Genomic DNA, 20,692 nt, shown 5'->3' with positions numbered 1-20,692 from the left:
GTCTTTCTGCGTCACCGCTCCTGAGCAGCGATGCGCTTTCCGTGGTTGCACAATATCCGTGTATAATTATTAGATAAACTATACAACCGGTGTTTGTTTCTCCTTTCGAAGCCCCCTTTCGGGTCCCAAGTGTATAGGGGGTGATGTCGAACACTAACCGCGTTTACAGGCTAGCGAAGCGCCCCGAAGGGACCCCCGACCACGATACGTTCGAGCTTTCCGAGGAAGAAATCCCTGAACCGGGGCCCGGCGAGGTGCTCATCAAGACGCTGTACCTCTCTGTCGACCCGTATATGCGCGACCGAATGCGTGACAGCGAATCGTATGCGGACCCGTGGGACGTGGGCGACGCGCTCAAGGGTGCCGTTGTCGGTGAGGTCGTCGAATCCAACGGCGCACGCTTCGACGAAGGCGATGTCGTCACTGGTGAGCTAGAGTGGGCGGAGTACGCCACAGCACCCGGACCGGTACTCACAGAGGTCAACCCCAAACTCGCACCGATTTCGACGGCACTCGGCGTTCTGGGGATGCCGGGCCTGACAGCGTACTTCGGTACCCGGGAAGTCGCACAGCCTGCGGCCGGCGACACGTTCGTCGTCACCGGGGCCGCCGGGGCCGTCGGCTCCGTTGCGGGCCAGCTCGCCAAGCTACAGGGCGCACGCGTCGTTGGCTTCGCCGGCTCCGACGAGAAAGTCTCGTTCCTCGAAGACGATCTGGGCTTCGACGTGGGCATCAACTACAAGACGACCGACGACTACCGGGCCGCACTGGACGAGGCCGCACCGGACGGCGTCGACGCCTACTTCGACAACGTCGGCGGACCGATTACCGACGCGGTGTTCACGCGGCTCAACACCGACGCGCGCGTCGCCGTCTGCGGACAGATCTCGCTGTACAACAGCGAGGAGATACCGATGGGGCCGCGCAAGCTGACACAGGTCATCCAGTCCCGTGCGACCGTCGAAGGTCTCCTCGTCTCCGACTTCGAGCCGCGGTTCGAGGAAGCGACGAAGCAGCTCGGTCAGTGGGTCGCCTCGGGCGACATCTCCTATCGAGAGACCGTCACCGAAGGCATCGAGAACGCGCCCGACGCGTTCCTCGGGCTGTTCGAGGGTGAGAACATCGGCAAGCAGCTCGTGCAGGTCGCCGAACGGTAGAAAAGAGCGATTCCTCGGTTACAGTTCGCCGAGTTTGCGGAGGAGCTGGCCGCGGTACTCCTCGTCGGCCTGGACGCCTTTCAGTTCGAGCACGTTGCGCTCTAGCTTGTCGAGCGCGACGTTGAATGCGGTTTCAGCGCCGTAGCCTTCACCGGAGCCGGCCGCCTGACCCTTGTTGGTCCGCAGGCGGATCTGGCACTGGATGAGCGGCGTGCCACGGAGCTTCTCCTTGTGCTCGTGGAACCGGACGTGGGCGTGCTGGACCTGCATCGCCCCGTACTTGTCGGCGACCGTCTCGATGTCGGATCGGATGTCCGCACGGGAGATGGTGTCCAGCAGTTTGATGTTCGTGATCTGAACGTCCATGTGTTCCTCCTCGGTGTAGGTCAGTGCGCGGAGCACGTCGGTCTTCGTGAGGATGCCGGCGACGTGAGTGTCGTCGTCTTCCGGCGTGACGACGAGCCCGGCAAAGTCGTTTTCGAGCATCCGCGCGACGGCATCCTCGACGGAGTCGCCGAGCTTCGCCGTCTCTACGGGGCTGCTCATCACGTCGTAGACGGGCATGTCAAGCACGCGCTCGATCTCGCCGGAGCGGTCGCCCCGCGTCGTCTTGTTCATGTCACGGACGACGACGTCGACGATGTCGTGGCGCGTGACCATCCCGGTCAGGCCATCGTCGTCACCGAGCACCGGAAGCCGGGAGATGCCGTGTTTCCGGAGGAGATTGACGACTTGCCCGACGTTGGTGTCTTCGGACACCGTGATGACATCCCGCGTGTAGATGTCCTCGACGCTCAGCGCGTCAAGGTTGTCGAGAACCGCATCGAGGATATCGTCCTCGGTGACGATACCCCAGAGCTCGCCCGCCTCGAACACCGGCGCGAGCTTGACACCACCCTCGACGAGGACGCGCGCGACTTCGCGCACGTCGTCGGTGCGCTCGACCTTCGGTGCCGAGCGCGTCATCGCCCCCGCTTTCGCGTTGTCCTCGACATGGGACTGGACCAGCTGTTTCTGCGTGATCACGCCAGTGTAGTCATCGTCTTCCGTGACGATGATACCCTTGGGATTCTCGCGTTCGAAGATAGACCGGACTTTCCCCAAGCGCTTGTTGGCGTCAACCTCGACAAATTCTCTGGTGGCGATATCAGCAATATCCATAGTTCTTCACAATTCGTAGATTCGACGTGTGGGGTTATCAAGGTTGGTTTAGTCCCCGGAAATCGAGAGACGAACTAAGCTTTAGGCCGTTGGATCTAAGGTGGCTGTATGCTACCTGACATCGGTGTCTTCGGCCCCTACACGTATCTGGTCACAGAGGTAGTCTGGGGGACTGTTGCGCTCGCGTTGCTCTGGCGTGCCAACGCCCTCCGGATGGCGGCCAAGACCATCGTCGTGCTTTATCCAATCGCGTACGTCTGGGACTGGTACACACTGACCGTCGGTGTCTTCGCGATCAAACTCCGAACCGGTGTCGACCTCCTCGGGATTCCCATTGAGGAGCATATCTTCATGATTGTCGTTCCCGCGCTCATCCTCGGCATCCACGAGAACCTCCACGGTCTTTCGTCTGGGTCGAACAGCGAATAGTTAGAAATCAGATATTGGTTTCAGCTGTTAACCGCTCCCGAGCCAGCGTTACGACTGGAAGGAGAGGTATGCACTGGAGCGGCTGATTTCACACTCTTCAGGCCCTGATGACACTATCTGCACTATGCAGGCATCTCTCACAGTATCTATATGTGTCAGCCGGGAGTGTCGTCCGATAGCTATGAGTGATACTACGCCGACACCTCACATCGAGCTGTATGTCCGGTCGATGCTGCCCGACGGCGCACACGAACGGCAGGAAGCTGTCATCGACCATCTCCAGACACTCGACGAGAACGACCTCATCGACGGGTTCAACGTCATCGTCTGGGGCAAACAGATCGCGCCGCAGTCGGCCGCCGCACGGACGGAAGAAGGCAAGTACATTCTGAACCGTGTCGCCGAGTTCAAGCAGTGGGCACTGAGCAACAACGTCTCGCTCGAATCGTTCTATCAGGACACGACCGTTGATTCAGAAGTGGCGGAGTCGGCGTACGACGCCATGGCGCTGCCCGTCATGGGGCTGGCTGAGTACGACGGCAGCGAACTCGTCCATGTCGCACCGTGTACGAAAGACGACGTCGTCCATACGATCATGGACCGTCTCGAACGTCTCGAAGCGGGCCAGCCACCCGCCCTCGATCAGGAGCGCGGCGGCGTGAGCGTCGTCTAACGAGTGGGGCCCGCTATGAGGACCAGACCGCGTCGACGTACGGTTCAAACTCGTCTGTCGCTGACAGCACTTCGAGCACTTCTTCTGGATCTCCGGCCAGTTCGTACCCCGGCCGTCCTTTCCCCGTCGGTGACTGCGTCTGTTCGGTGCGCAACAGCCCCTTGTCGGCGAGTTGGCCCAGCGCCGAGATGACCTTCTGGCGCTCGACGCCGCCGAACGGCTGTCGGTCGACATCCGCGAGATGTGCTTTCGCCGTCTGGGTCACATGATAGGAGTGGACTGGCGTTTCACCGGCCGTTTCGAGTTCTGCAACCGCAAGGAGCACGAACTGTTCGAACGCGTCCGCCGACTCGACCTGATCTCTCATATAGATGACTCTAACGCGGTTGGGGCAAGAAACTATGGGATGCCCCTGTCGGAGCGTCGAGATATGCGCCCTTGCACACGACTCTGCTTACTCCACAGGTCGCTGCCGACTCGCTCCGCTCGGGAGGTAGCGACAGTAGAAATGGGTTCGGGCGGATTTGAACCGCCGGCCTCCTCCATGTCAAGGAGGTGTCATAACCGACCTAGACCACGAACCCTCACTGCGAGGTACACCACATTGTTTCCGGTGGGTATAATTGAAGGTTTCGAATTCCGTATCACCACGTTGTCTGTTGATTGCCCACACATACTCGTCGGCGAGCAGGGGTCCCGATAGGCTTAAGTCAATGTACGGATTTGTACATCACAACACGAAAAAGTCCATTGGTGAATACAATGAAAGAGTATATTGAGCGCGTCACTGACGGTGACGACCTGACACAGGCGGAAGCTCGAGCTGTTGCGACGACTGTTTTCGAGGATGCAACTGAGGCACAAATCGGTGCGCTCCTGACGGCACTGCGGGCAAAGGGGGAGACGGAGGCTGAGATCGCCGGCTTTGCCGAGGGGATGCGCGACGCCGCACGGACCATCCGGCCCGACCGCGAGGGGCTTGTCGACACCTGTGGAACCGGTGGCGACGACTACAACACAATCAACGTCTCGACAACGAGTGCCATTGTCGCCGCCGGGGCTGGCGTCCCCATCGCCAAACACGGCAACTACTCTGTCTCTTCATCTTCGGGGAGCGCCGACGTGCTCGAAGAGGTCGGCGTCGACATCGAGGCCGAACCGCCGGACGTTGAGGAGACGATCGAACGAGACGGCATCGGCTTCATGCTCGCGCCCGTATTCCATCCGGCGATGAAGGCCGTCATCGGCCCGCGACAGGAACTCGGAATGCGGACTGTGTTCAATATTCTCGGCCCGCTGACGAACCCTGCCGACGCGGATGCACAGGTGCTGGGCGTCTACGATCCGGACCTCGTGCCCGTGATGGCTGAGGCACTGGCCCGACTGGACGTTGAGCGGGCGCTGGTCGTCCACGGTGACGGCCTCGACGAGATCGCCATCCACGGCGAGACGGTTGTCGCAGAGGTCACCGACGACCGGATCGCGGAGTACACCATCACCCCAGAGGACATGGGTCTGGAAACCCGCGACATCGAGGCTATCTCCGGAGGATCGCCGGAAGAGAACGCGGCCGACCTTCGCGGCATCGTCACCGGTGACGTCACCGGCGCGAAGCGGGACATCATCCTCGCCAACGCCGGCGCAGCCATCTACGTCGCCGGCGTCGCCGACACGCACGAAGCGGGGGTCGAACAGGCCCGACAGGCCATCGAGTCGGGCGCGGCAGCCGACAAACTCGACGACCTGATCGGGGCATGACGCGCGTGAAGATCTGCGGCGTGACGGACACCGAGGACCGCGATGCTGTCGTTACAGCTGGTGCTGACGCGGTCGGTATCATCCACGGTGTCCCGGTCGATACGCCGCGGGAGGTCGACGAGGGAACGGCTGAAACGATCGCTGATGGCGTCCCGCCGTTCGTGACGAGCGTGCTGGTGATGATGCCGACGACGGTGCAAGAGGCCGTCAGACGTATCGACAGGATCGAGCCCGACGCGGTGCAGGTCCACGACGGCCTCTCGCCGGCGGAACTCGGGGCCCTCAACAACCGAATCACTCAGGACATTGTCGCCGTGGTCGAGGCAGACGCGCCGGCCATCGAGGACTACGCCACCCATGCCGACGCCCTGCTCGTCGATTCGGTCGACGCCGACGGCGGTGGCGGCACGGGCGAGACACACGACTGGGAGCGCACGCGCGATCTCGTTGACTCGCTTGACGTGCCTATCGTGCTGGCCGGCGGGCTGACCCCCGAGAACGTGACTGAGGCCGTCGAGACAGTCGAGCCGTTTGCCGTCGACGTGGCGAGCGGCGTGGAGTCCGCTGGCGGCACGAAAGACCACGACGCAGTTGGACGGTTCGTGCGGAACGCAAAGCAAGCGTCGGAGGGCGCAGTATGACTCTCGATATCTCCCGCGAGGAGTTCGTCGAACACGCCAAGGCCGACCGTCCGGTCGTCGTCCGCACCGCCGCGGAACTTGACGTAGACGTGGAGCCCCTGACCGCGTACGCGGCCCTGACTGGTCGCACGAGCGACGTGGCCGCCAACGACTACACGTTCCTGCTCGAAAGTGCCGAAAAGGTCGCCTCCAGCGACCCCGACGGCGCGTTCGCGCCGGAGACGGACGACCGCCACGCCCGCTTTTCCTTCGTCGGCTACGACCCGCGCGCCGTCGTCACCGTGACCGGTGACGAGAGCGAGGTTGAGGCGTTCGATGACCGCTACGCCGACCTCGTAACGACTGACGGTGGCGACGTGGTTGACGACCTCCGGGCGGCGATGCCCGATGTGGCACTGCGGAACTTCCCGGCGATGGACCGCCAGCACCTCGAAGGCGGCCTCGTGGGCTTTCTCTCGTACGACGCCGTCTACGACCTCTGGCTCGACGAAGTGGGCCTCGACCGCCCGGACTCGCGGTTCCCGGACGCGCAGTTCGTCCTCACCACGTCGACGGTCCGGTTCGACCACGTCGAGGACACTGTTTCGCTCGTGTTCACGCCTGTTGTCAGGCAAGGCGAGGACGCCGGCGAGCGCTACGACGAACTGGTCGCCGAAGCTGAACGGGTCGAGGCCGTGCTCTCGGACCTGTCACCGCTTGAGACCGGTGGCTTCCGGCGTGAGGACGAAGTCGCCGGCCCCAGAGACGAGTACGAGGACGCCGTCGAACGCGCAAAGGAGTACGTCCTCTCGGGCGACATCTATCAGGGCGTTATCTCCCGAACCCGAGAGCTGTACGGCGACGTCGACCCGCTGGGCTTCTACGAGGCCCTCCGGGCGGTGAACCCCTCGCCGTATATGTACCTGCTGGGCTACGATGACCTGACCATCGTCGGCGCGAGTCCGGAGACGCTCGTCTCCGTCGCCGGCGACCACGTCGTCTCGAATCCTATCGCGGGGACGTGCCCGCGCGGGAACTCTCCAGTTGAGGACCGCCGCCTCGCCGGTGAGATGCTCGCCGACGGGAAGGAGCGGGCCGAACACACGATGCTGGTCGATCTGGCACGAAACGATGTCCGGCGCGTCGCCGAGGCCGGCAGCGTCCGAGTCCCCGAGTTCATGAACGTCCTCAAGTACAGCCACGTCCAGCATATCGAGTCCACGGTGACGGGCCGACTCGCCGAAGACAAAGACGCCTTCGACGCCGCCCGCGCGACGTTCCCGGCGGGGACCCTCTCCGGTGCACCGAAGATCCGCGCCATGGAGATTATCGACGAACTCGAACGCTCGCCGCGTGGCCCCTACGGCGGCGGCGTCGGTTACTTCGACTGGGACGGCGACACCGACTTCGCTATCGTCATCCGCTCGGCGACGGTCGAGGACGAGGGCGACCGGGACCGCATCACCGTGCAGGCCGGGGCCGGCATCGTCGCGGACTCGGACCCGGAAAGTGAGTACGTCGAGACTGAGCAGAAGATGGACGGCGTGTTGACTGCGCTTGAGGAAATCGAAGGGGAACCGGTCGACGTGGCAGAGCGCGCTGCAGGCCACGAGGAGGTGACCCGATGAGCACAGCACAGCCCGCTGGTGCGGACGCCGTCAGGGACGACCTCCGGGTGCTATTCGTCGACAACTTCGACTCGTTCACGTACAACCTCGTCGAGTACGTCTCCGAGCACGCCGAGACTGAAGTCGTCCGGAACACGGCATCGCTCGACGATGTCGAGGCGTTCGACCCCGACGCGATTATCCTTTCGCCGGGCCCGGGCCATCCGAAGAACGAACGCGATGTCGGGGTCACGCTGGATGTCCTCCGTGAGGTCAGTCCTGACGTGCCGACACTCGGTGTCTGTCTCGGCCTCGAATCGGCGGTGTACGCCTACGGCGGCACCATCGGTCGCGCGCCGGAGCCGATTCACGGCAAGGCGTTCCCCATCGACCACGACGGAAAGGGCGTTTTTGCAGGGCTGGAACAGGGGTTCCAGGGCGGACGCTATCACTCACTTATCGCCGACGACGTTCCTGAGGAGTTCGTCGTCAGCGCGACAACAGAGACCGAAGACGGCACGGAACTGGTGATGGGCGTCCGCCATCGTGAGCACCCCATCGAAGCCGTTCAGTTCCATCCGGAGTCGGTCCTGACCGCAGTCGGTCACGACGTGATCCGGAACTTCCTCGCCGGGCTCTAGATGACTTGAAAGCCCAGTATTCCGAGTATCCAGAGGACGGCGACGGCGATGATAGCGATGATGACGAGTCGCCACGCCACCTTCATCACGAGCCGACCGACCAGCAGGACCACGGCGATAGCCAGCAAGCCGACGAGTAACGCTGGCAGTGACGGAAGCGATCCGAGCTGGAGGAGTGGCAACATACTATAGAGAGGAATGGCCACGGGGAAATACTTCGTGGCCAGCAAGAGAGACTGTCCCGGCGTGGGGTTGGCGACCCGCTCCGGGTCACATCGCCAAAGATTCAAACGGTCAGCTATGCTACCAACTACCATGAGCGTAGCCGGACTGTGTGAAATCTGTGAGCGCCCCGACGTGGACCACACCTGCGACAGGTGCGGGCGACTCGTCTGTGACCGCCACTGGGACAAGGACATCGGGATGTGCGTCGAGTGCGGTGGGGAGGTCGGCCAGCCGGGCGACCAGAAGTCGCCGGAGAACATGCCCGACGGCGTGGACACGTACCGGTTCTAAGCTATCGGAACTGGTTCAGTCGCTGTTTGAGCTGTTTTGCCGACTGTCCGGCAGCTTTGAAGAACGCGTCGCCAGAATCGTCGCGCCGCGTGGCGGCGTCCTCGCCGGCGAAGATGATACCGCGCGAGGAGTTGACCAGACCGACGCCATCGGCGAGGCCGTGCTCGACAGCGGCCTCGGCGTCGCCGCCCTGCGCGCCGACGCCAGGAACGAGAAACGGGATGTCCGGGACCAGTTCGCGGATCTCTTCGAGTTCATCGGGGTTGGTCGCGCCGACGACAAGGCCGACGTTCCCGTTGCCGTTCCAGAGGTCCGCGAGGTGGACCACGCGCTCGTACAGTTTCTCACCGGAGGCCAGTTCGAGGTCCTGGAGGTCCTCGCCGCCGGGGTTCGACGTGCGCCCGAGGACGAACACACCCCTGTCCGCGCGCTGGAGGAACGGCTCCAATGAGTCGCGGCCGAGAAAGGGGTTGACCGTGATGGCGTCGGCGGCAGGCCCTTCATCCTCGTCGAGAATCTGGGCGTACTGCCGTGCGGTGTTGCCGATGTCACCCCGCTTGGCGTCCAGCAGGACGGGCACGTTCTTCCCGTGTGCGTAGGCGATTGTTTCTTCGAGGGCGCGCCAGCCGTCGGGGTCCTCGTAGAAGGCGGCGTTTGGCTTGTAGCACGCGGCGTGTTCGTGGGTTGCGTCGATAATCCGACGGTTGAACTGCCAGCGCGGGAGGTCGGCGTCCAGCACGCTGTCGGGCAGGCGGGCAGGGTCCGGGTCGAGGCCGACCGACACCACGCTGTCGGCGGTCGCGATGCGGTCCGCGAGACGGTCGAAGAAGTGCATAGATACCGCAGCGGCTGGCAGCGATACAAGCGTTTCCTTCTCGTATCGTGGCCTGCTTTGGTGGAATCAGATTTGATATTTTCTCCCCCTGTCTATTTTACACCGTAGGCAAAAGCCCGCGTATGGATCGCTTCATGGATGTCGGCCACGTGGCCGAGACCCTCCCAGACCTGAGCGAAGCCCTGAACGACCCACGGCTACGGCAGTTCGGGCTCGTTGGTGGTGTCGTGCTCGTAGCCGTTGGCGCGTTTCTGTCGCTTGCGCCAGCGTCCGGGCAGTGGCTGTTCTGGTCGTATGCCGTCGCCGCGACGCTGGTGTTTCTCGGTGTCCCGCTGCTGTGTCTTGGCCTCGCTGCTCCCGACCCGGAGCCCGGGTCGCTGTTCCACCTCGGTATCGAACTGACGACGACACAGCGCCGGGCCGTCGCACTTGGCTCGCTCTGTATCACCGTGACCCCGATTGTCCTCGCTGTCGGAACGCCGCTCGGTCTCCCGTCACTTGTGCTTGCTATCGCTGCCGCGACGGCCATACTCGGTTCCGTGCTCGTCCTCACCGGCTTCGTGGCGTGGACGTCCGCGGCTATTGCTGAGCCGAGCCGTCACTGATTCTAGGTAGTTCAGCTGGAGTGCAGTCGTGTCCTCACATCAAAAAAAGCCGTGCTACCCCGAGAGAGACCGCTCCAGCATGTCGACTGCAGTTTTTACCGCCGCGCCGCTGTGAACAACAACGGTTGTCCCGTCGACAGTGATATCATCACGCTCTGGCGCAGTCACGGGTGCCTGCTCTAGGACCAGTCGGGCCGTCTCCGGCGTTACCTCGACGACCGCAACCTCGGTGCCGTCGGCTGTCACGCGGTAGGCAAAGGCACCCGCCGGTGTCGGTTCCACGTCCCTGTCGGCATCGACGACAGAAACACCTGAGAGCGGCCCGCGCTGGAGGCCGGTCAGTTCCGAGGCAAGTAACTGCCCGATCCGTCGACCGTCAGAAATGCTGTCTTTGACCATTAGAGCTCCTCCCGGACATCCGCGGCGATGGCTCCGACATCGACGCCCTCACTGCGCGCATACACCACGGCTGCGGCCTCCAGTGTCACACCGATATCAGACTGAAGCGCGTTGATGCCGGCGACGGCGGTCTGTTTCTCGATGCCAGCCTCGATAACAGCGTCGAGTACCCGCTCGAACGTCGACCGTGACTGCAGGATTTCCTCGCCCGGTGTAAACCCGTCCGGAATCGCGGTGTGTGTCGCGTCGAAGGCGACAACGAGGTCGTCGTCGTCCCGCTCGACTAAGCCCTCGCTCGCGGCCACGTCGACCAGTGTCTTGGCCTGGTCGGGCGAGAACCAGTTCCGGTCTAGCGAGAGTGCAACGACGAACTCACTTTCCGCCATCCGGTCGGTTCCACGCTGGCGGAACGGCGCGGCGACGGCCGTCTTCAGACTCATCATCAGAGTAACCTGCCGGCGTGGGGGTAACGATTACGATGGCGCGTCGGCATCGAACGGTTCAAGTAGCCGCTGGGTCTTCCTTCCCGTATGAAAGACCAGGGACGCTCCCCTCGCAAGCGGACAGGCGGCCGACGACGACCGAACCACAAGAAGAAGAAACACGAGCTCGGTAAGGACACCGTCGAGACGCAGGTCGGCGAGCAGCGACTGAAGACCGTCGACTCTCGCGGCAACACGCAGAAGGTCCGTGCGGTCAAGACCGACGTTGCGAGCATCGCCGACGGTGCGGAGACCATCGAAGCGACCATCGAAAACGTCGTCGAGAACCCGTCGAACCCGAACTACGCTCGGCGAAACATCATCACCAAAGGCGCAATCCTCGAGACCTCCGAGGGACAGGCCCGCGTGACCTCCCGCCCCGGACAGCACGGTCAGGTCAACGCCGTGCTGGTCGAGTAATCCGGCACGCAATCAGCTTTTTCAGCTGTTCGCGAATTCGGAGCGACAGCGTCGGCTATGGCCGTGGGGCGGCCTTCTGGAGGGCGCTTTCGGCGATATTGCCGCCGTAGTCGGCGGTCCGGGACAGCGAGTCGACCACGCGGCCAAGCAACTGTGCGCTCTGTGGGTCTAGCTCTCTGACCTTTCCATCGACCTCCCGGGCGGTTTCGTCGACTTCGGGAATACGAGAGCGAGCCTCGTTTGCCAGTTCGACGGCCTCGTCGTTGTCGTCAGCTAACAGCGCATCCATCGCGGTTTCGGGGACAGCAATGGCCTCAGTCTCCAGTTGATCGAGAAGGTCAGCAGTCTCGCCGGTGATTTCACCGATCTCCTGAGAGAGGCTGGCAATCTTGGTCGCGTGGTCAGCGATACGCTCCAGCTGACGGGCGCTGGACTGGTAATCGAACACTGTCTCACGTGGGAAGCCGATCTCGTTGGCAGCCGTCGGATTGCGAAGGACGGTTCGGAACACTCGGGAGACCATGTACCAGAGGCGGTCCACGTCGTCGTCGCGCTGTATCACGTCCGCCGCAAGGTCATTGTCATCCTCGATGAGCGCCTCGACGGCGTCTGAGAGCATCGTCAACGAGACCAGCCGCATACGTGTAATAGCATTAAGCACGGACAGTTCCGACGAATCGAGCAGGTCCTGCAGGACGACCCGGTCGGCCGTCTCCTCGATCATCTCTAGACCGACCAGTCCCTGTGTCGCATCGCGGATGATACGCCGCTGTTCGGCTGTTATCCGGGCGGCTTCCAGTCGGATGATATCGAAGCCGCTAACGTACATCGTCATCACCGCCCGCGTGAGTTCGTGCCTGTTTTCGAGGCCAGTCACGTCCAGCGTTCCCTCGACGTGGTCGTCGCCGTGCTGTGGTGAGACCAGTAGCAGGTCGTCTTCGGCATAAAACTCGACGACACTGCCGCTTTCGACGCCGTTCTCTGTTGCCCACTCCTTCGGTAACGAGACAGTATACGTGGACCCGCCCGTCAGCTGTACTTTGCGCGTCTCCATAGTACTTTGAATACGCGCTGCAGATTTATAAAATATACTGAAACTATATATAAACGGTCAAAACTCTGACTTGCGCTGTCATGGAATCACGACACGTGATGCGGGCGCTAAGCCAAGTGGTCTGCTAACAACATCATCCCGATGAATTGTTGCCTTGATCGGGGCTCAATCGGCTTTAGACAGCTTTTACGTCGTTTTTGCGGTGTAAGACGGTAGCGCCACATAATAGTATATAGTAATATATAGTGTTTATACCTGGATATAGGGCTAATAGTAGGGTACTTATCCGCTCTTCATCTCCAATCTGATGATGACAGATTCACCGAGCGGTGGTATCTCTCGCCGTCGTTTTTTAACAAGTTCTGGTGCAATCGGGACACTGGCGCTGGCTGGCTGTGTCCAGAATACGAACAGTGGCGACGGCAGTGGCTCCGATGGCAGTGGGTCTGACAGTAGCGATTCCGACGGGCTCTCGGGGCAGGTCATTATCAAGGGCAGCAGTACCGTGTTCCCCATCTCCGACGCGATGGCCGAGGAGTTCATGGCGGAGCATGGAAACGTCAACGTCACCGTCGACTCCACGGGGAGCGGCGGCGGTTTCGAGAACTGGTTCTGTCCCGGGGACTCCGATATTAACGGGGCCTCCCGTCCTATCACGGACGCCGAGATAGAGCAGTGTTCTGGCAACAATGTCGAGCCAGTTGAGTTCGAGATCGCGGGCGACGCTCTGACTGTCGCGGTCAACAACGATGCCGACTGGGTCGACTGCCTGACCTTCGACGAACTGCGCCAGATATGGAGCGATGAATCGGATGTCACGAACTGGTCAGACGTGCGTGACGAGTGGCCCGACATGGAGATCGAACGCTACGGTCCGGCGTCGACCTCTGGGACGTTTGACTACTTCAACGAGAACGTCGTCGGTGAGGACACCAAACACACGACCGAGTACCAGCCGACCGAAGAGGACGAGACTATTGTTCAGGGAATTCGTGACAACGAGGGCGGCATCGGATACTTCGGGTTCGCGTACTACAACTCAAACTCCGAAGCGGTGAAAGCCGTCGAAGTCAAGGCCGAGGAGGACGGCGAATGCACCGCCCCGAGCCTGGCAAACGCCAAGGACGGCTCGTACCCGCTGGCCCGGCCGCTGTTCATCTATGCGTCCGAGTCATCCCTGCAGAACGAGGCGGTCTACGAGTTCATTCGGTTCTACCTCGAACAGGCTGAAACCGATATCGTTCAGGAGATCGGGTACGTGCCTTCGAGCGCCGAGCAGCGCGATGAAAACCTCGAAAAGCTGGACGAGGTTGCTGGCTAACACAGTATAGAGTCGGCTTACTCACATGAGCACATTATTGGAGACAACACAATGAGCACCGAGACGCCCGGGCCGGATATTACGTCCAGACCGAGCGGACGCGCAGCACGCGAGCGGATGTATCGATATGTCCTGCTCCTGTGTGCTGCCGCGTCGATTCTCGTCACCGTCAGCATCGTCGTGTTGCTCGCACGCGACGCGGTCACGTTCTTTACGCTGGTGAACCCGGTCGACTTCTTCACCGGAACGGAGTTTCTCATCAGTCGGAACGTCTATGGGTTGCTCCCGCTGTTGAGCGGCACACTGCTGGTGACGGTAATCTCTGCCGTCATCGCGCTCCCGACGGGCGTCGCGGCCGCGATCTACCTCAGCGAGTACGCCAGCGACCAGATGCGCTCGGTTCTGAAGCCGGGGCTGGAAATCTTGGCTGGTATCCCGACGGTCGTCTACGGTATCTTTGCGCTCGTATACGTGACGCCGTTCCTCCAGACCATCGGGCTCCCGGTCAACACGTTCAATATCCTCAGCGCCTCCATCATGGTCGGCATCATGATTATCCCGATGGTCTCCAGTCTGAGCGAGGACGCGATGAGCGCCGTCCCGGACTCACTACGACAGGCCGGCTACGGGATGGGCGCGACGAAATTCGAGGTGACCACCGGCGTCGTCGTCCCCGCGGCGGCCTCGGGCATCTTCTCCTCGTTCATTCTCGCTCTGTCGCGGGCTATCGGCGAGACGATGATCGTCGTTGTCGCGGCCGGCAGTCGGCCACGGATGCTGAACCTCTCGGACCCACTGGCAAACCTCTTTCAGGGGTACCAGCCGATGACGGCAGCGATGGTCCAGATCAACAGCGCCGACAGCGTCAGTCAACTGGGCTTTACCAGTCTCTTCGCTATCGGCCTGACGCTGTTCGTCATCACGTTCCTGTTGAACCTGTTGAGCAACCGAATCGCGGCGCGCTACCGGGAGGAGTACGAATGAACACTGGGGGACTGAACTGATGGCAACACGAAAACCTGAAACAGGCTGGCACGGGGAGAACAGCGATGTCAACCATCTGCGTGGGCGTGCCTTCGAGGCGACCTGTCTCGCGGCGACCGCGTTCGGACTCGTCTCTGTCCTGATTCTCCTGCTGTTCGTCGCCAACGACGCGTTCCGGCCCTTTTCCGCCGACGCGGGCTGGCTGGCGACCTACGCCGCCACCGTGGTGGTGCCGCTGGCCGCACTGGCTGTCTACTACTATCGACTCGACGAACCGGCCGGCGAGGTTGCCTATGTCACCAGCGGACTCCCGGTCGTTGGACTCCTGCTTACCGGCGGATTTGCGGTGCTGTTCATCGAACTTATCTCCGTGCTTGGGTGGTTCGCCCTTCTCATTTCGCTGGCCGTGGCCGCCGGTCTGATTGTCGCCCACGGCCGACTGCGACCGAAGGCGGCGCTCGAACGGCTTGGTGTCGTGTTCCTCGCTCCGGTCATCACCGTGTTCGGTCTGCCACCTATCTGGTTCAATTCGTTCGTTACCGACGCCGCCGCGGCGCTCGGTCTCGATTTCGGGCTGTACTACCGCGTGATCAGCCTCCGGGAGGCGATCATGATGCTCCCGTTCGTGCCCACAGACTGGGTCATGTTGCTCCTGACGCTCGTGCTTCCAATCGCTGGTGCCGCAGGCTGGTTCGTCGAACAGCGACGCGAGTCGCGGCGTGACGGTCTGGCCGTCGTCGGGATGACGACGGCGGTTGCGGTGTTGGGCCTCGTCGCTGGGCCGCTACTCGGGATCGGGACTGAGGTGTGGCTACTTCTGGTCACCTTCGCCGCGCTCCCGCTTGGGGTCTACGTCGAAGGCGTGATTCGCCGTGGCGAGGGCGTCCGCGGACTCGCCTTCCCGGTCGTCGCCGTGCTGGGTGTGGCCGCTGGGGCCGTCGCCACCAGTGCACTCGGGTTTGCCGGACCGAACCCATGGCTCGACTGGGGCTTCCTGACGAGCGCGACCTCACGGACCGCTGCTGATGCCGGTATCTACCCTTCGATGGTCGGCTCAGTGATGATGATTATCGTGATTGTGCTCACTACCTTCCCGGTCGGCGTCGGGGCGGCGATCTATCTTGAGGAGTACGCCCCCTCGCAGGGACTGATGGGGAAGTTCGTCACGCTCATCGAGATCAACATCGGGAATCTCGCCGGCGTCCCGTCGGTCGTATACGGCCTGCTCGGACTGGCGCTTTTCATCCGGGTTCTCCAGTGGCCCCAGGGGTCCGTCATCGTCGCCGGCCTCGCCGTCGGCCTGTTGATACTCCCTATCGTGATCATCTCCGCGCAGGAGGCGATCCGGTCTGTCCCCGACTCGTTCCGGCAGGCGTCCTATGGAATGGGTGCCACCCGCTGGCAGACGATCCGACAGGTCGTCCTTCCCGAAGCCCTGCCGGGCATTCTGACCGGAACGATACTGGCGCTGGGTCGGGCTATCGGCGAGACGGCCCCACTGCTGATGATTGGGGCGGCGGCGTCGGTCCGGCTCGCGCCGAACAGCTTCTTCGATGTGGCGAGTATGATGCCCCGCCAGATCTTCTCGTGGTCGTCGGAACTGGACCCGGCGTTCCGCCACGGCGTGCTGGCGGCCGGCGTGATTACACTGCTTGCAGTGTTGCTGGTGATGAACGCGACAGCGATTGTCATCCGGAACCGGTATCAGCGAACAGGATAATTCATGACAGAGAACGAGATGACGAGCAACGACAGTACCGAGCCCACACCGACCACTGAAACGGCCGCGTCGTCACCCGACCCGTCCGGCGACCCTCTCATCGAACAGTCGATCGACGTGGAGGGAACCGACTCGACCGCGGCCGAGACGGGGAAACCAGTCATCGAATCCAGTGACCTGAACGTGTTCTACGGCGAGACGCAAGCGCTCCAGAGCATCGATCTGGCCATCCCTGAAAAACAGGTGACCGCCATGATCGGCCCCTCCGGCTGTGGCAAGTCCACGTTCCTGCGGTGTATCAACCGCATGAACGACCTCATCGACGCGGCGCAGGTCGAGGGAGACCTCTATTTCGAGGGGAAAAACGTCTACGACGCTGACGTGGACCCGGTGGCGCTGCGGCGACGCATTGGAATGGTGTTCCAGCACCCGAACCCCTTCCCCAAGAGTATCTACGACAACGTCGCCTACGGCCTCCGGATTCAGGACCAGACGGAGAACATCGACGAGAAAGTCGAGACGGCACTCAAGCGCGCCGCACTGTGGGACGAAGTCAAAGACCAACTGGACAAGAGCGCACTCGACCTCTCAGGTGGTCAGCAACAGCGGCTCTGCATCGCCCGCGCTATTGCCGTCGACCCAGACGTGATTCTGATGGACGAGCCGGCGTCGGCGCTTGACCCGATCGCCACCTCGAAGATCGAGGACCTCATCGAGGAGTTGGCAGAGGAGTTCACGGTCGTCATCGTCACCCACAATATGCAGCAGGCGGCTCGCATCTCCGACAAGACGGCTGTCTTCCTCACTGGCGGCGAGCTCGTCGAGTTCGACGATACTGACAAGATTTTCGAGAACCCCGAGAGCCAGCGCGTCGAGGACTACATCACCGGCAAGTTCGGATAACCGCCACCACTCGCCCTTCGCTGTCGCCACTCACCGCTCCAGCGTCGCTTCGGTGTCAATGCCGTACACCGCCTTCGGTGTCTCGACGTGTGCTGTTCTGACCGCGTCTTCGTCCCCGTGTTCGAGGAGCCAGCGGACGCGCCGCGGCACGGTCTTCGGGCCAAGTACTGCGCCGGGGCGGTCCGGGTCGTCGATGTAATCGGTCTCCATCAGGAACGGGTCGTCGGTCTCGACCGCGATTTCCAGTTCGTCCTTATCTGCAAGTACCGATTTGACCGGGCCGCGGAGTCGGCCCCCGGAGTAGTGTTTGACGACCTGCGTGCGGTCAAGGCCACGGTCTTCGGCCCAGCGAGCGACTGCTTCGAAGTCTTCGCCGCCCTCGGTGTGGAGCTGTATCGCACAGCCCACGTCGGCGGCGCGTTCGAACCCGTGGCACATCACTTCGTTCGAAGCCTCCCAGACGGCGTCGTCCACGTCGTAGTGCGGGCGGCCGGACTTCATCGCGAGCGTATCGCCGTTATCGACGTACTCCGCCGCCACGTCGAGGCCGGTCTGCATGATATCTCGCGCTTCCGGCGGCGTGTAGCCGTCGTCGACGAGCTTCGAAATTAGTGCCGGGTGGACGCCGAGGACGGGCCAGGCGCGCCCGTCCAGCACCTCGGTTGCTGTGGCGGCGGCCTCGACAGTCAGGTCGAACACTTCCCGGAAGATCGCCTCGTCAGTGGCCTTCTCAACAAGATGCCAGGACGGCTTGTTGAGCACCAGCAGGTGTGTTCCGCCCTGGGACGCGAACTCCTCGGCTGCCGCGACGTTCCGGCCGTTGACCGGGTCGAGATGGAGGTGGTTGTCCAGTACCGGCGTGTCGTCGATGTCCATACGTGCTCAATGGCACTGGCCGAAAAAACAGTTGGCGTCCTGGGCGTCGGAGATTAGAGCGTCACTGCGTCTTCAGCCGCGTTGCGTAACGCATCGGAGCGGCCGTACTCCCCCGGCGCGATGGCGACCGTCTTGACCCCTTCCCGTGCGGCCACTTCCAGCGCCGGCTTGAAATCCGTATCCCGCGAGGCGACTGCCAGCACGTCTATCTGTCCAGCAACGGCGGCGTCTGTCGCGTCAACAGCGAGTCGGACATCAACGTCACCGCTGGTTGTTCGAACCTCGAACCCGCGGGCTTCAGCGGCCTGAATGAGTCCGGGCGAGGCGTTCTGGTCGACGTAGAGACGGGTGACTGCCAGCGGACCGTACTCAGCTGCGATATCTCGGATCTCGTCTAAATCGACATCGAATTCAGACCTGAGCACATTTGGGCCATCGACGAACAGTCCGACGCGCTGGGGCGAGTCTTTGTCCTCGAATATCTGACGGAGCAGCTTCATGCGCCTCTTTCCCCGCCCGGCCCGCTTATGCGTGCCGCTTCGATCCGTAAACCGCCTCCCGCTATATAGAATGACACGGCACAAAACTTAGGATGATTCCTCCCACACACTACGGACACATTTGCATGCGGAGTCGGCCAGCAATAAGTGTGTATAAAGTGACACATGAGTAAAGAATCTCTTCACGATCAAGACGTGCTAAACGGGCTTTGTGAGATAATTTCAGACCCGGCTATCGTCCTAGACGCCGACGGCGTCTTTGTCGATGTTATCCACAACGCCCACAACGGGGCATTATTTTTCAAAGATCCGGAAACACTGCTGGGAACAGATCTCTGGGATATTTTCTCTACAGCACAGGCTGACCAGTTCTACGCGATTATCGAGGATGTTCTGGAAACAGGTGAACAGCAGCACTTCGAGTACCAGCTATCGCTTGATCATGGGGATCGACACTTTGAGGCTCGCGTCACGCCGGTCGGCAGTGACAACGTAGGGCGCGTGCTATGGCTGGCGGAGGATATCACACAGCGCAAGCGGCGGCGAGAAAAGCAGGCCCTCATTGAGCGGGTCTTCGAGGTCAGTCCGGTCGGCATCGTCGTCGTAGAACGATCTGGAAGAATTTCGCTGGCTAACGATCGTGCCGAGGAGCTACTCGGTCTTGAACGCGAGAAAATCACTCGAAGACGATACGACCAGCCGGAGTGGAACATATACTACAAAGACGGGACGGAAATCCCCGATTCGGAGCACCCGGTTACGCAGGTGCTTGAATCGGGTGAACCGGTGTTTGGGTTCGAGCACTGGATAGAACTCGAGGATGGGAGCGAGCGGTGGCTTTCAAGCAATGCCGCGCCGATACTGGGCGACGATGGGACTGTCGAACGCGTCGTCGTTGGGCTGGACGACGCAACGAGATTGAAACAGCGGGAGGAACAACTGGAGTGGCTCGTCGGGACCGAAACCCTGGCCGACGTTGGCGGGTGGGAGCTCGATCTGGAGACGGGTCTGATAGAGGGAACTGCCGGCATGAAGCGCCTCTATGGAACGCCAGAGTACAATCCGACGCTTGAAGAGGCTATCAAACAGTACCATCCCAACGATAGAGCGGCCGTTCGCGACGCTATCGAGACCTGTCGTGAAACCGGCGAACCGATGGAACTAGAGGCGCGCCGTCAGACCGCTGACGAAACCGAGCGCTGGTTCCGACTCCGGGCCGAAAAAACGGTTCGCGACGGGACGCCGAAACTGCGAGGCATCGTTCGCGACATCACGCAGGACAAGGAGCGAGAGCAGCGGCTCATGGTCATGAGTCGGATTCTCCGGCATAACATCCGAAACAAGCTGACCGTGATACGGGGTAATTCAAGACTCCTCAAAGAAGAACTCGGCTCGTCCGATTTCTCTGTTGACGCCGCTAGCGGACACATCGACAGAATCGAAAACGCCTCGAAAGAACTTGATTCGCTGGCCGAGCGAGCACGGACGTTCGACCGGGCCATCGAGCGCGACCTCCGGAGTGGGACACTCCACCTCGAGCAGGCGCTCACTGATATCCGAGACGACCTCACAGCACAACATTCTGAGGCAACCATTGAGGTCGCGCCGACCGACGTGGAGGTCTCGGGTGACAGGATGGCTATTGACCTGATACTGGAGATTCTTGTCGAGAACGCGCTGGAATACAGTGATCTGCCCGCCCCGACAGTCAAGCTTACGGCCGAAGAGACGCCGATGGGTCAGGTGACAGTCAGCGTCGATACCGATGGGTCCGCTATCCCCGATATGGAACGCAACGTCTTGGATTCGGAGACGGAGGGGCCAGTGGCACACAGCCGTGGGCTCGGATTGTGGGCGGTTACGTGGCTTGTCCGACGCCTTGGCGGGTCTGTAACGATCGACGAAGACCACGACGGCGAAACACGGGTCGAGCTCGTGTTCCCGCTGGCGCAAAGCGAGTAACGAAGGCCGACGGCGTATTTTCGGTCCCAGTCTTGTTGCCCCATCTACCGCAGTAAGCGATTTGATATC

At 61.7% G+C, this 20,692-nt stretch carries 24 protein-coding genes and 1 tRNA gene; 15 read left to right on the top strand and 10 right to left on the bottom strand.

Annotated features, from left to right (window positions below):
- Positions 1–143: 143 nt before the first annotated feature.
- Positions 144–1,157, top strand: a complete 1,014-nt coding sequence (locus G9C82_RS17685; RefSeq protein WP_127014832.1) for an NADP-dependent oxidoreductase — start codon at positions 144–146, stop codon at positions 1,155–1,157.
- An 18-nt stretch (positions 1,158–1,175) separates the two neighbouring features.
- On the opposite strand, the gene G9C82_RS17680 is transcribed toward G9C82_RS17685, so the two are convergent.
- The gene (locus tag G9C82_RS17680; RefSeq protein ID WP_011223676.1) at positions 1,176–2,318 is read right to left on the bottom strand and encodes a CBS domain-containing protein; all 1,143 of its coding nucleotides are present in this window, start codon (positions 2,316–2,318) and stop codon (positions 1,176–1,178) included.
- A 108-nt stretch (positions 2,319–2,426) separates the two neighbouring features.
- Between G9C82_RS17680 and G9C82_RS17675 the strand changes: the two genes are divergently transcribed.
- Together G9C82_RS17675 and G9C82_RS17670 are read left to right on the top strand one after the other, a co-directional pair.
- Positions 2,427–2,747, top strand: a complete 321-nt coding sequence (locus G9C82_RS17675) for a lycopene cyclase domain-containing protein (RefSeq protein ID WP_004957242.1) — start codon at positions 2,427–2,429, stop codon at positions 2,745–2,747.
- Positions 2,748–2,928: 181 nt separating this feature from the next.
- On the top strand, positions 2,929–3,420 hold the full coding sequence (locus G9C82_RS17670; RefSeq protein WP_127014831.1) for an HTH domain-containing protein: 492 nt from the start codon (positions 2,929–2,931) through the stop codon (positions 3,418–3,420).
- Between the two features lie 13 nt (positions 3,421–3,433).
- On the opposite strand, the gene G9C82_RS17665 is transcribed toward G9C82_RS17670, so the two are convergent.
- Positions 3,434–3,787, bottom strand: a complete 354-nt coding sequence (locus G9C82_RS17665; RefSeq protein ID WP_007190763.1) for a hypothetical protein — start codon at positions 3,785–3,787, stop codon at positions 3,434–3,436.
- Positions 3,788–3,929: 142 nt separating this feature from the next.
- Positions 3,930–4,004 (bottom strand) — tRNA-Val (locus tag G9C82_RS17660).
- A gap of 178 nt (positions 4,005–4,182) precedes the next feature.
- Here G9C82_RS17660 and trpD point away from each other — a divergent pair.
- From trpD to trpG, 4 genes are read left to right on the top strand one after another with little or no spacing between them, the layout of a single operon-like run.
- Positions 4,183–5,178 carry an anthranilate phosphoribosyltransferase gene (gene trpD / locus G9C82_RS17655; protein WP_004957230.1) on the top strand — a complete coding sequence of 332 codons (996 nt, stop codon included), beginning with the start codon at positions 4,183–4,185 and terminating at the stop codon, positions 5,176–5,178.
- The gene (locus G9C82_RS17650) at positions 5,175–5,819 is read left to right on the top strand and encodes a phosphoribosylanthranilate isomerase (protein WP_007190764.1); all 645 of its coding nucleotides are present in this window, start codon (positions 5,175–5,177) and stop codon (positions 5,817–5,819) included. Before trpD ends, G9C82_RS17650 begins: the two co-directional genes overlap by 4 nt.
- Complete coding sequence (gene trpE, locus G9C82_RS17645) at positions 5,816–7,426, top strand: anthranilate synthase component I (RefSeq protein ID WP_127014830.1); 1,611 nt, start codon at positions 5,816–5,818, stop codon at positions 7,424–7,426. The genes G9C82_RS17650 and trpE overlap by 4 nt, the downstream gene beginning before the upstream one ends.
- Entirely contained in the window at positions 7,423–8,046 is a 624-nt protein-coding gene (gene trpG / locus G9C82_RS17640; protein WP_011223671.1) for an anthranilate synthase component II, read from the top strand. Before trpE ends, trpG begins: the two co-directional genes overlap by 4 nt.
- Here trpG and G9C82_RS17635 read toward each other — a convergent pair.
- Complete coding sequence (locus G9C82_RS17635; protein ID WP_049938885.1) at positions 8,043–8,231, bottom strand: hypothetical protein; 189 nt, start codon at positions 8,229–8,231, stop codon at positions 8,043–8,045. The genes trpG and G9C82_RS17635 overlap by 4 nt on opposite strands.
- 130 nt (positions 8,232–8,361) lie before the next feature.
- Here G9C82_RS17635 and G9C82_RS17630 point away from each other — a divergent pair, with 130 nt between their 5' ends.
- A complete protein-coding gene (locus tag G9C82_RS17630; protein WP_004957217.1) occupies positions 8,362–8,562 on the top strand; it encodes a hypothetical protein in 201 nt (66 codons plus the stop codon).
- 1 nt (position 8,563) lies between these two features.
- Here the strand turns inward: G9C82_RS17630 and pyrF are convergent, their stop codons facing one another.
- Entirely contained in the window at positions 8,564–9,397 is an 834-nt protein-coding gene (gene pyrF / locus G9C82_RS17625; protein ID WP_004957213.1) for an orotidine-5'-phosphate decarboxylase, read from the bottom strand.
- A gap of 122 nt (positions 9,398–9,519) precedes the next feature.
- Here pyrF and G9C82_RS17620 point away from each other — a divergent pair, with 122 nt between their 5' ends.
- Entirely contained in the window at positions 9,520–10,002 is a 483-nt protein-coding gene (locus G9C82_RS17620; RefSeq protein ID WP_004957211.1) for a hypothetical protein, read from the top strand.
- 54 nt (positions 10,003–10,056) lie between these two features.
- Here the strand turns inward: G9C82_RS17620 and G9C82_RS17615 are convergent, their stop codons facing one another.
- Together G9C82_RS17615 and G9C82_RS17610 are read right to left on the bottom strand one after the other, a co-directional pair.
- A complete protein-coding gene (locus tag G9C82_RS17615; RefSeq protein WP_004957209.1) occupies positions 10,057–10,401 on the bottom strand; it encodes a hypothetical protein in 345 nt (114 codons plus the stop codon).
- Complete coding sequence (locus tag G9C82_RS17610) at positions 10,401–10,841, bottom strand: DUF2240 family protein (RefSeq protein ID WP_049919051.1); 441 nt, start codon at positions 10,839–10,841, stop codon at positions 10,401–10,403. Before G9C82_RS17610 ends, G9C82_RS17615 begins: the two co-directional genes overlap by 1 nt.
- A 90-nt stretch (positions 10,842–10,931) precedes the next feature.
- On the opposite strand from G9C82_RS17610, the gene G9C82_RS17605 reads away from it, so the two are divergent.
- Positions 10,932–11,303 (top strand): 30S ribosomal protein S8e, encoded by a 372-nt coding sequence (locus G9C82_RS17605; protein WP_004957203.1) that lies wholly within the window; start codon positions 10,932–10,934, stop codon positions 11,301–11,303.
- 55 nt (positions 11,304–11,358) lie between these two features.
- Here the strand turns inward: G9C82_RS17605 and G9C82_RS17600 are convergent, their stop codons facing one another.
- Positions 11,359–12,357, bottom strand: coding sequence for a phosphate uptake regulator PhoU (locus G9C82_RS17600; protein WP_004957198.1), 999 nt, complete (start codon positions 12,355–12,357; stop codon positions 11,359–11,361).
- 310 nt (positions 12,358–12,667) lie between these two features.
- Here G9C82_RS17600 and G9C82_RS17595 point away from each other — a divergent pair, with 310 nt between their 5' ends.
- From G9C82_RS17595 to pstB, 4 genes are read left to right on the top strand one after another with little or no spacing between them, the layout of a single operon-like run.
- A complete protein-coding gene (locus G9C82_RS17595) occupies positions 12,668–13,678 on the top strand; it encodes a PstS family phosphate ABC transporter substrate-binding protein (RefSeq protein WP_127014829.1) in 1,011 nt (336 codons plus the stop codon).
- Between the two features lie 51 nt (positions 13,679–13,729).
- On the top strand, positions 13,730–14,662 hold the full coding sequence (gene pstC / locus G9C82_RS17590; RefSeq protein ID WP_004957192.1) for a phosphate ABC transporter permease subunit PstC: 933 nt from the start codon (positions 13,730–13,732) through the stop codon (positions 14,660–14,662).
- 19 nt (positions 14,663–14,681) lie between these two features.
- Positions 14,682–16,382, top strand: coding sequence for a phosphate ABC transporter permease PstA (gene pstA, locus G9C82_RS17585; protein ID WP_127014828.1), 1,701 nt, complete (start codon positions 14,682–14,684; stop codon positions 16,380–16,382).
- A 3-nt stretch (positions 16,383–16,385) separates the two neighbouring features.
- Entirely contained in the window at positions 16,386–17,285 is a 900-nt protein-coding gene (gene pstB, locus G9C82_RS17580) for a phosphate ABC transporter ATP-binding protein PstB (protein WP_127014827.1), read from the top strand.
- A gap of 30 nt (positions 17,286–17,315) precedes the next feature.
- On the opposite strand, the gene G9C82_RS17575 is transcribed toward pstB, so the two are convergent.
- Both G9C82_RS17575 and G9C82_RS17570 read right to left on the bottom strand, forming a co-directional pair.
- Positions 17,316–18,161: a TatD family hydrolase gene (locus tag G9C82_RS17575; protein ID WP_127014826.1), complete on the bottom strand. Its 846-nt coding sequence runs from the start codon at positions 18,159–18,161 to the stop codon at positions 17,316–17,318.
- Positions 18,162–18,214: 53 nt separating this feature from the next.
- Positions 18,215–18,661, bottom strand: coding sequence for an NYN domain-containing protein (locus tag G9C82_RS17570; RefSeq protein WP_127014825.1), 447 nt, complete (start codon positions 18,659–18,661; stop codon positions 18,215–18,217).
- 165 nt (positions 18,662–18,826) lie between these two features.
- Here G9C82_RS17570 and G9C82_RS17565 point away from each other — a divergent pair, with 165 nt between their 5' ends.
- A complete protein-coding gene (locus G9C82_RS17565; RefSeq protein WP_127014824.1) occupies positions 18,827–20,623 on the top strand; it encodes a PAS domain-containing sensor histidine kinase in 1,797 nt (598 codons plus the stop codon).
- The last annotated feature ends 69 nt before the right edge of the window (positions 20,624–20,692 follow it).

Origin of the sequence: Haloarcula sp. R1-2 (assembly GCF_011627385.1) — an archaeon.
Lineage (GTDB): Archaea > Halobacteriota > Halobacteria > Halobacteriales > Haloarculaceae > Haloarcula > Haloarcula marismortui.
The sequence above is the reverse complement of the archived record's forward strand: the minus strand, read 5'-3'. Positions and strand labels throughout refer to the sequence as shown.

Excerpts from the sequence above, each read along its gene's own strand:
- G9C82_RS17685 (WP_127014832.1), top strand. The coding sequence starts at position 144 with ATGTCGAACACTAACCGCGTTTACAGGCTAGCGAAGCGCCCCGAAGGG.
- G9C82_RS17680 (WP_011223676.1), bottom strand. The coding sequence starts at position 2,318 with ATGGATATTGCTGATATCGCCACCAGAGAATTTGTCGAGGTTGACGCC.
- G9C82_RS17675 (WP_004957242.1), top strand. The coding sequence starts at position 2,427 with ATGCTACCTGACATCGGTGTCTTCGGCCCCTACACGTATCTGGTCACA.
- G9C82_RS17670 (WP_127014831.1), top strand. The coding sequence starts at position 2,929 with ATGAGTGATACTACGCCGACACCTCACATCGAGCTGTATGTCCGGTCG.
- G9C82_RS17665 (WP_007190763.1), bottom strand. The coding sequence starts at position 3,787 with ATGAGAGATCAGGTCGAGTCGGCGGACGCGTTCGAACAGTTCGTGCTC.
- trpD (WP_004957230.1), top strand. The coding sequence starts at position 4,183 with ATGAAAGAGTATATTGAGCGCGTCACTGACGGTGACGACCTGACACAG.
- G9C82_RS17650 (WP_007190764.1), top strand. The coding sequence starts at position 5,175 with ATGACGCGCGTGAAGATCTGCGGCGTGACGGACACCGAGGACCGCGAT.
- trpE (WP_127014830.1), top strand. The coding sequence starts at position 5,816 with ATGACTCTCGATATCTCCCGCGAGGAGTTCGTCGAACACGCCAAGGCC.
- trpG (WP_011223671.1), top strand. The coding sequence starts at position 7,423 with ATGAGCACAGCACAGCCCGCTGGTGCGGACGCCGTCAGGGACGACCTC.
- G9C82_RS17635 (WP_049938885.1), bottom strand. The coding sequence starts at position 8,231 with ATGTTGCCACTCCTCCAGCTCGGATCGCTTCCGTCACTGCCAGCGTTA.
- G9C82_RS17630 (WP_004957217.1), top strand. The coding sequence starts at position 8,362 with ATGAGCGTAGCCGGACTGTGTGAAATCTGTGAGCGCCCCGACGTGGAC.
- pyrF (WP_004957213.1), bottom strand. The coding sequence starts at position 9,397 with ATGCACTTCTTCGACCGTCTCGCGGACCGCATCGCGACCGCCGACAGC.
- G9C82_RS17620 (WP_004957211.1), top strand. The coding sequence starts at position 9,520 with ATGGATCGCTTCATGGATGTCGGCCACGTGGCCGAGACCCTCCCAGAC.
- G9C82_RS17615 (WP_004957209.1), bottom strand. The coding sequence starts at position 10,401 with ATGGTCAAAGACAGCATTTCTGACGGTCGACGGATCGGGCAGTTACTT.
- G9C82_RS17610 (WP_049919051.1), bottom strand. The coding sequence starts at position 10,841 with ATGAGTCTGAAGACGGCCGTCGCCGCGCCGTTCCGCCAGCGTGGAACC.
- G9C82_RS17605 (WP_004957203.1), top strand. The coding sequence starts at position 10,932 with ATGAAAGACCAGGGACGCTCCCCTCGCAAGCGGACAGGCGGCCGACGA.
- G9C82_RS17600 (WP_004957198.1), bottom strand. The coding sequence starts at position 12,357 with ATGGAGACGCGCAAAGTACAGCTGACGGGCGGGTCCACGTATACTGTC.
- G9C82_RS17595 (WP_127014829.1), top strand. The coding sequence starts at position 12,668 with ATGACAGATTCACCGAGCGGTGGTATCTCTCGCCGTCGTTTTTTAACA.
- pstC (WP_004957192.1), top strand. The coding sequence starts at position 13,730 with ATGAGCACCGAGACGCCCGGGCCGGATATTACGTCCAGACCGAGCGGA.
- pstA (WP_127014828.1), top strand. The coding sequence starts at position 14,682 with ATGGCAACACGAAAACCTGAAACAGGCTGGCACGGGGAGAACAGCGAT.
- pstB (WP_127014827.1), top strand. The coding sequence starts at position 16,386 with ATGACAGAGAACGAGATGACGAGCAACGACAGTACCGAGCCCACACCG.
- G9C82_RS17575 (WP_127014826.1), bottom strand. The coding sequence starts at position 18,161 with ATGGACATCGACGACACGCCGGTACTGGACAACCACCTCCATCTCGAC.
- G9C82_RS17570 (WP_127014825.1), bottom strand. The coding sequence starts at position 18,661 with ATGAAGCTGCTCCGTCAGATATTCGAGGACAAAGACTCGCCCCAGCGC.
- G9C82_RS17565 (WP_127014824.1), top strand. The coding sequence starts at position 18,827 with ATGAGTAAAGAATCTCTTCACGATCAAGACGTGCTAAACGGGCTTTGT.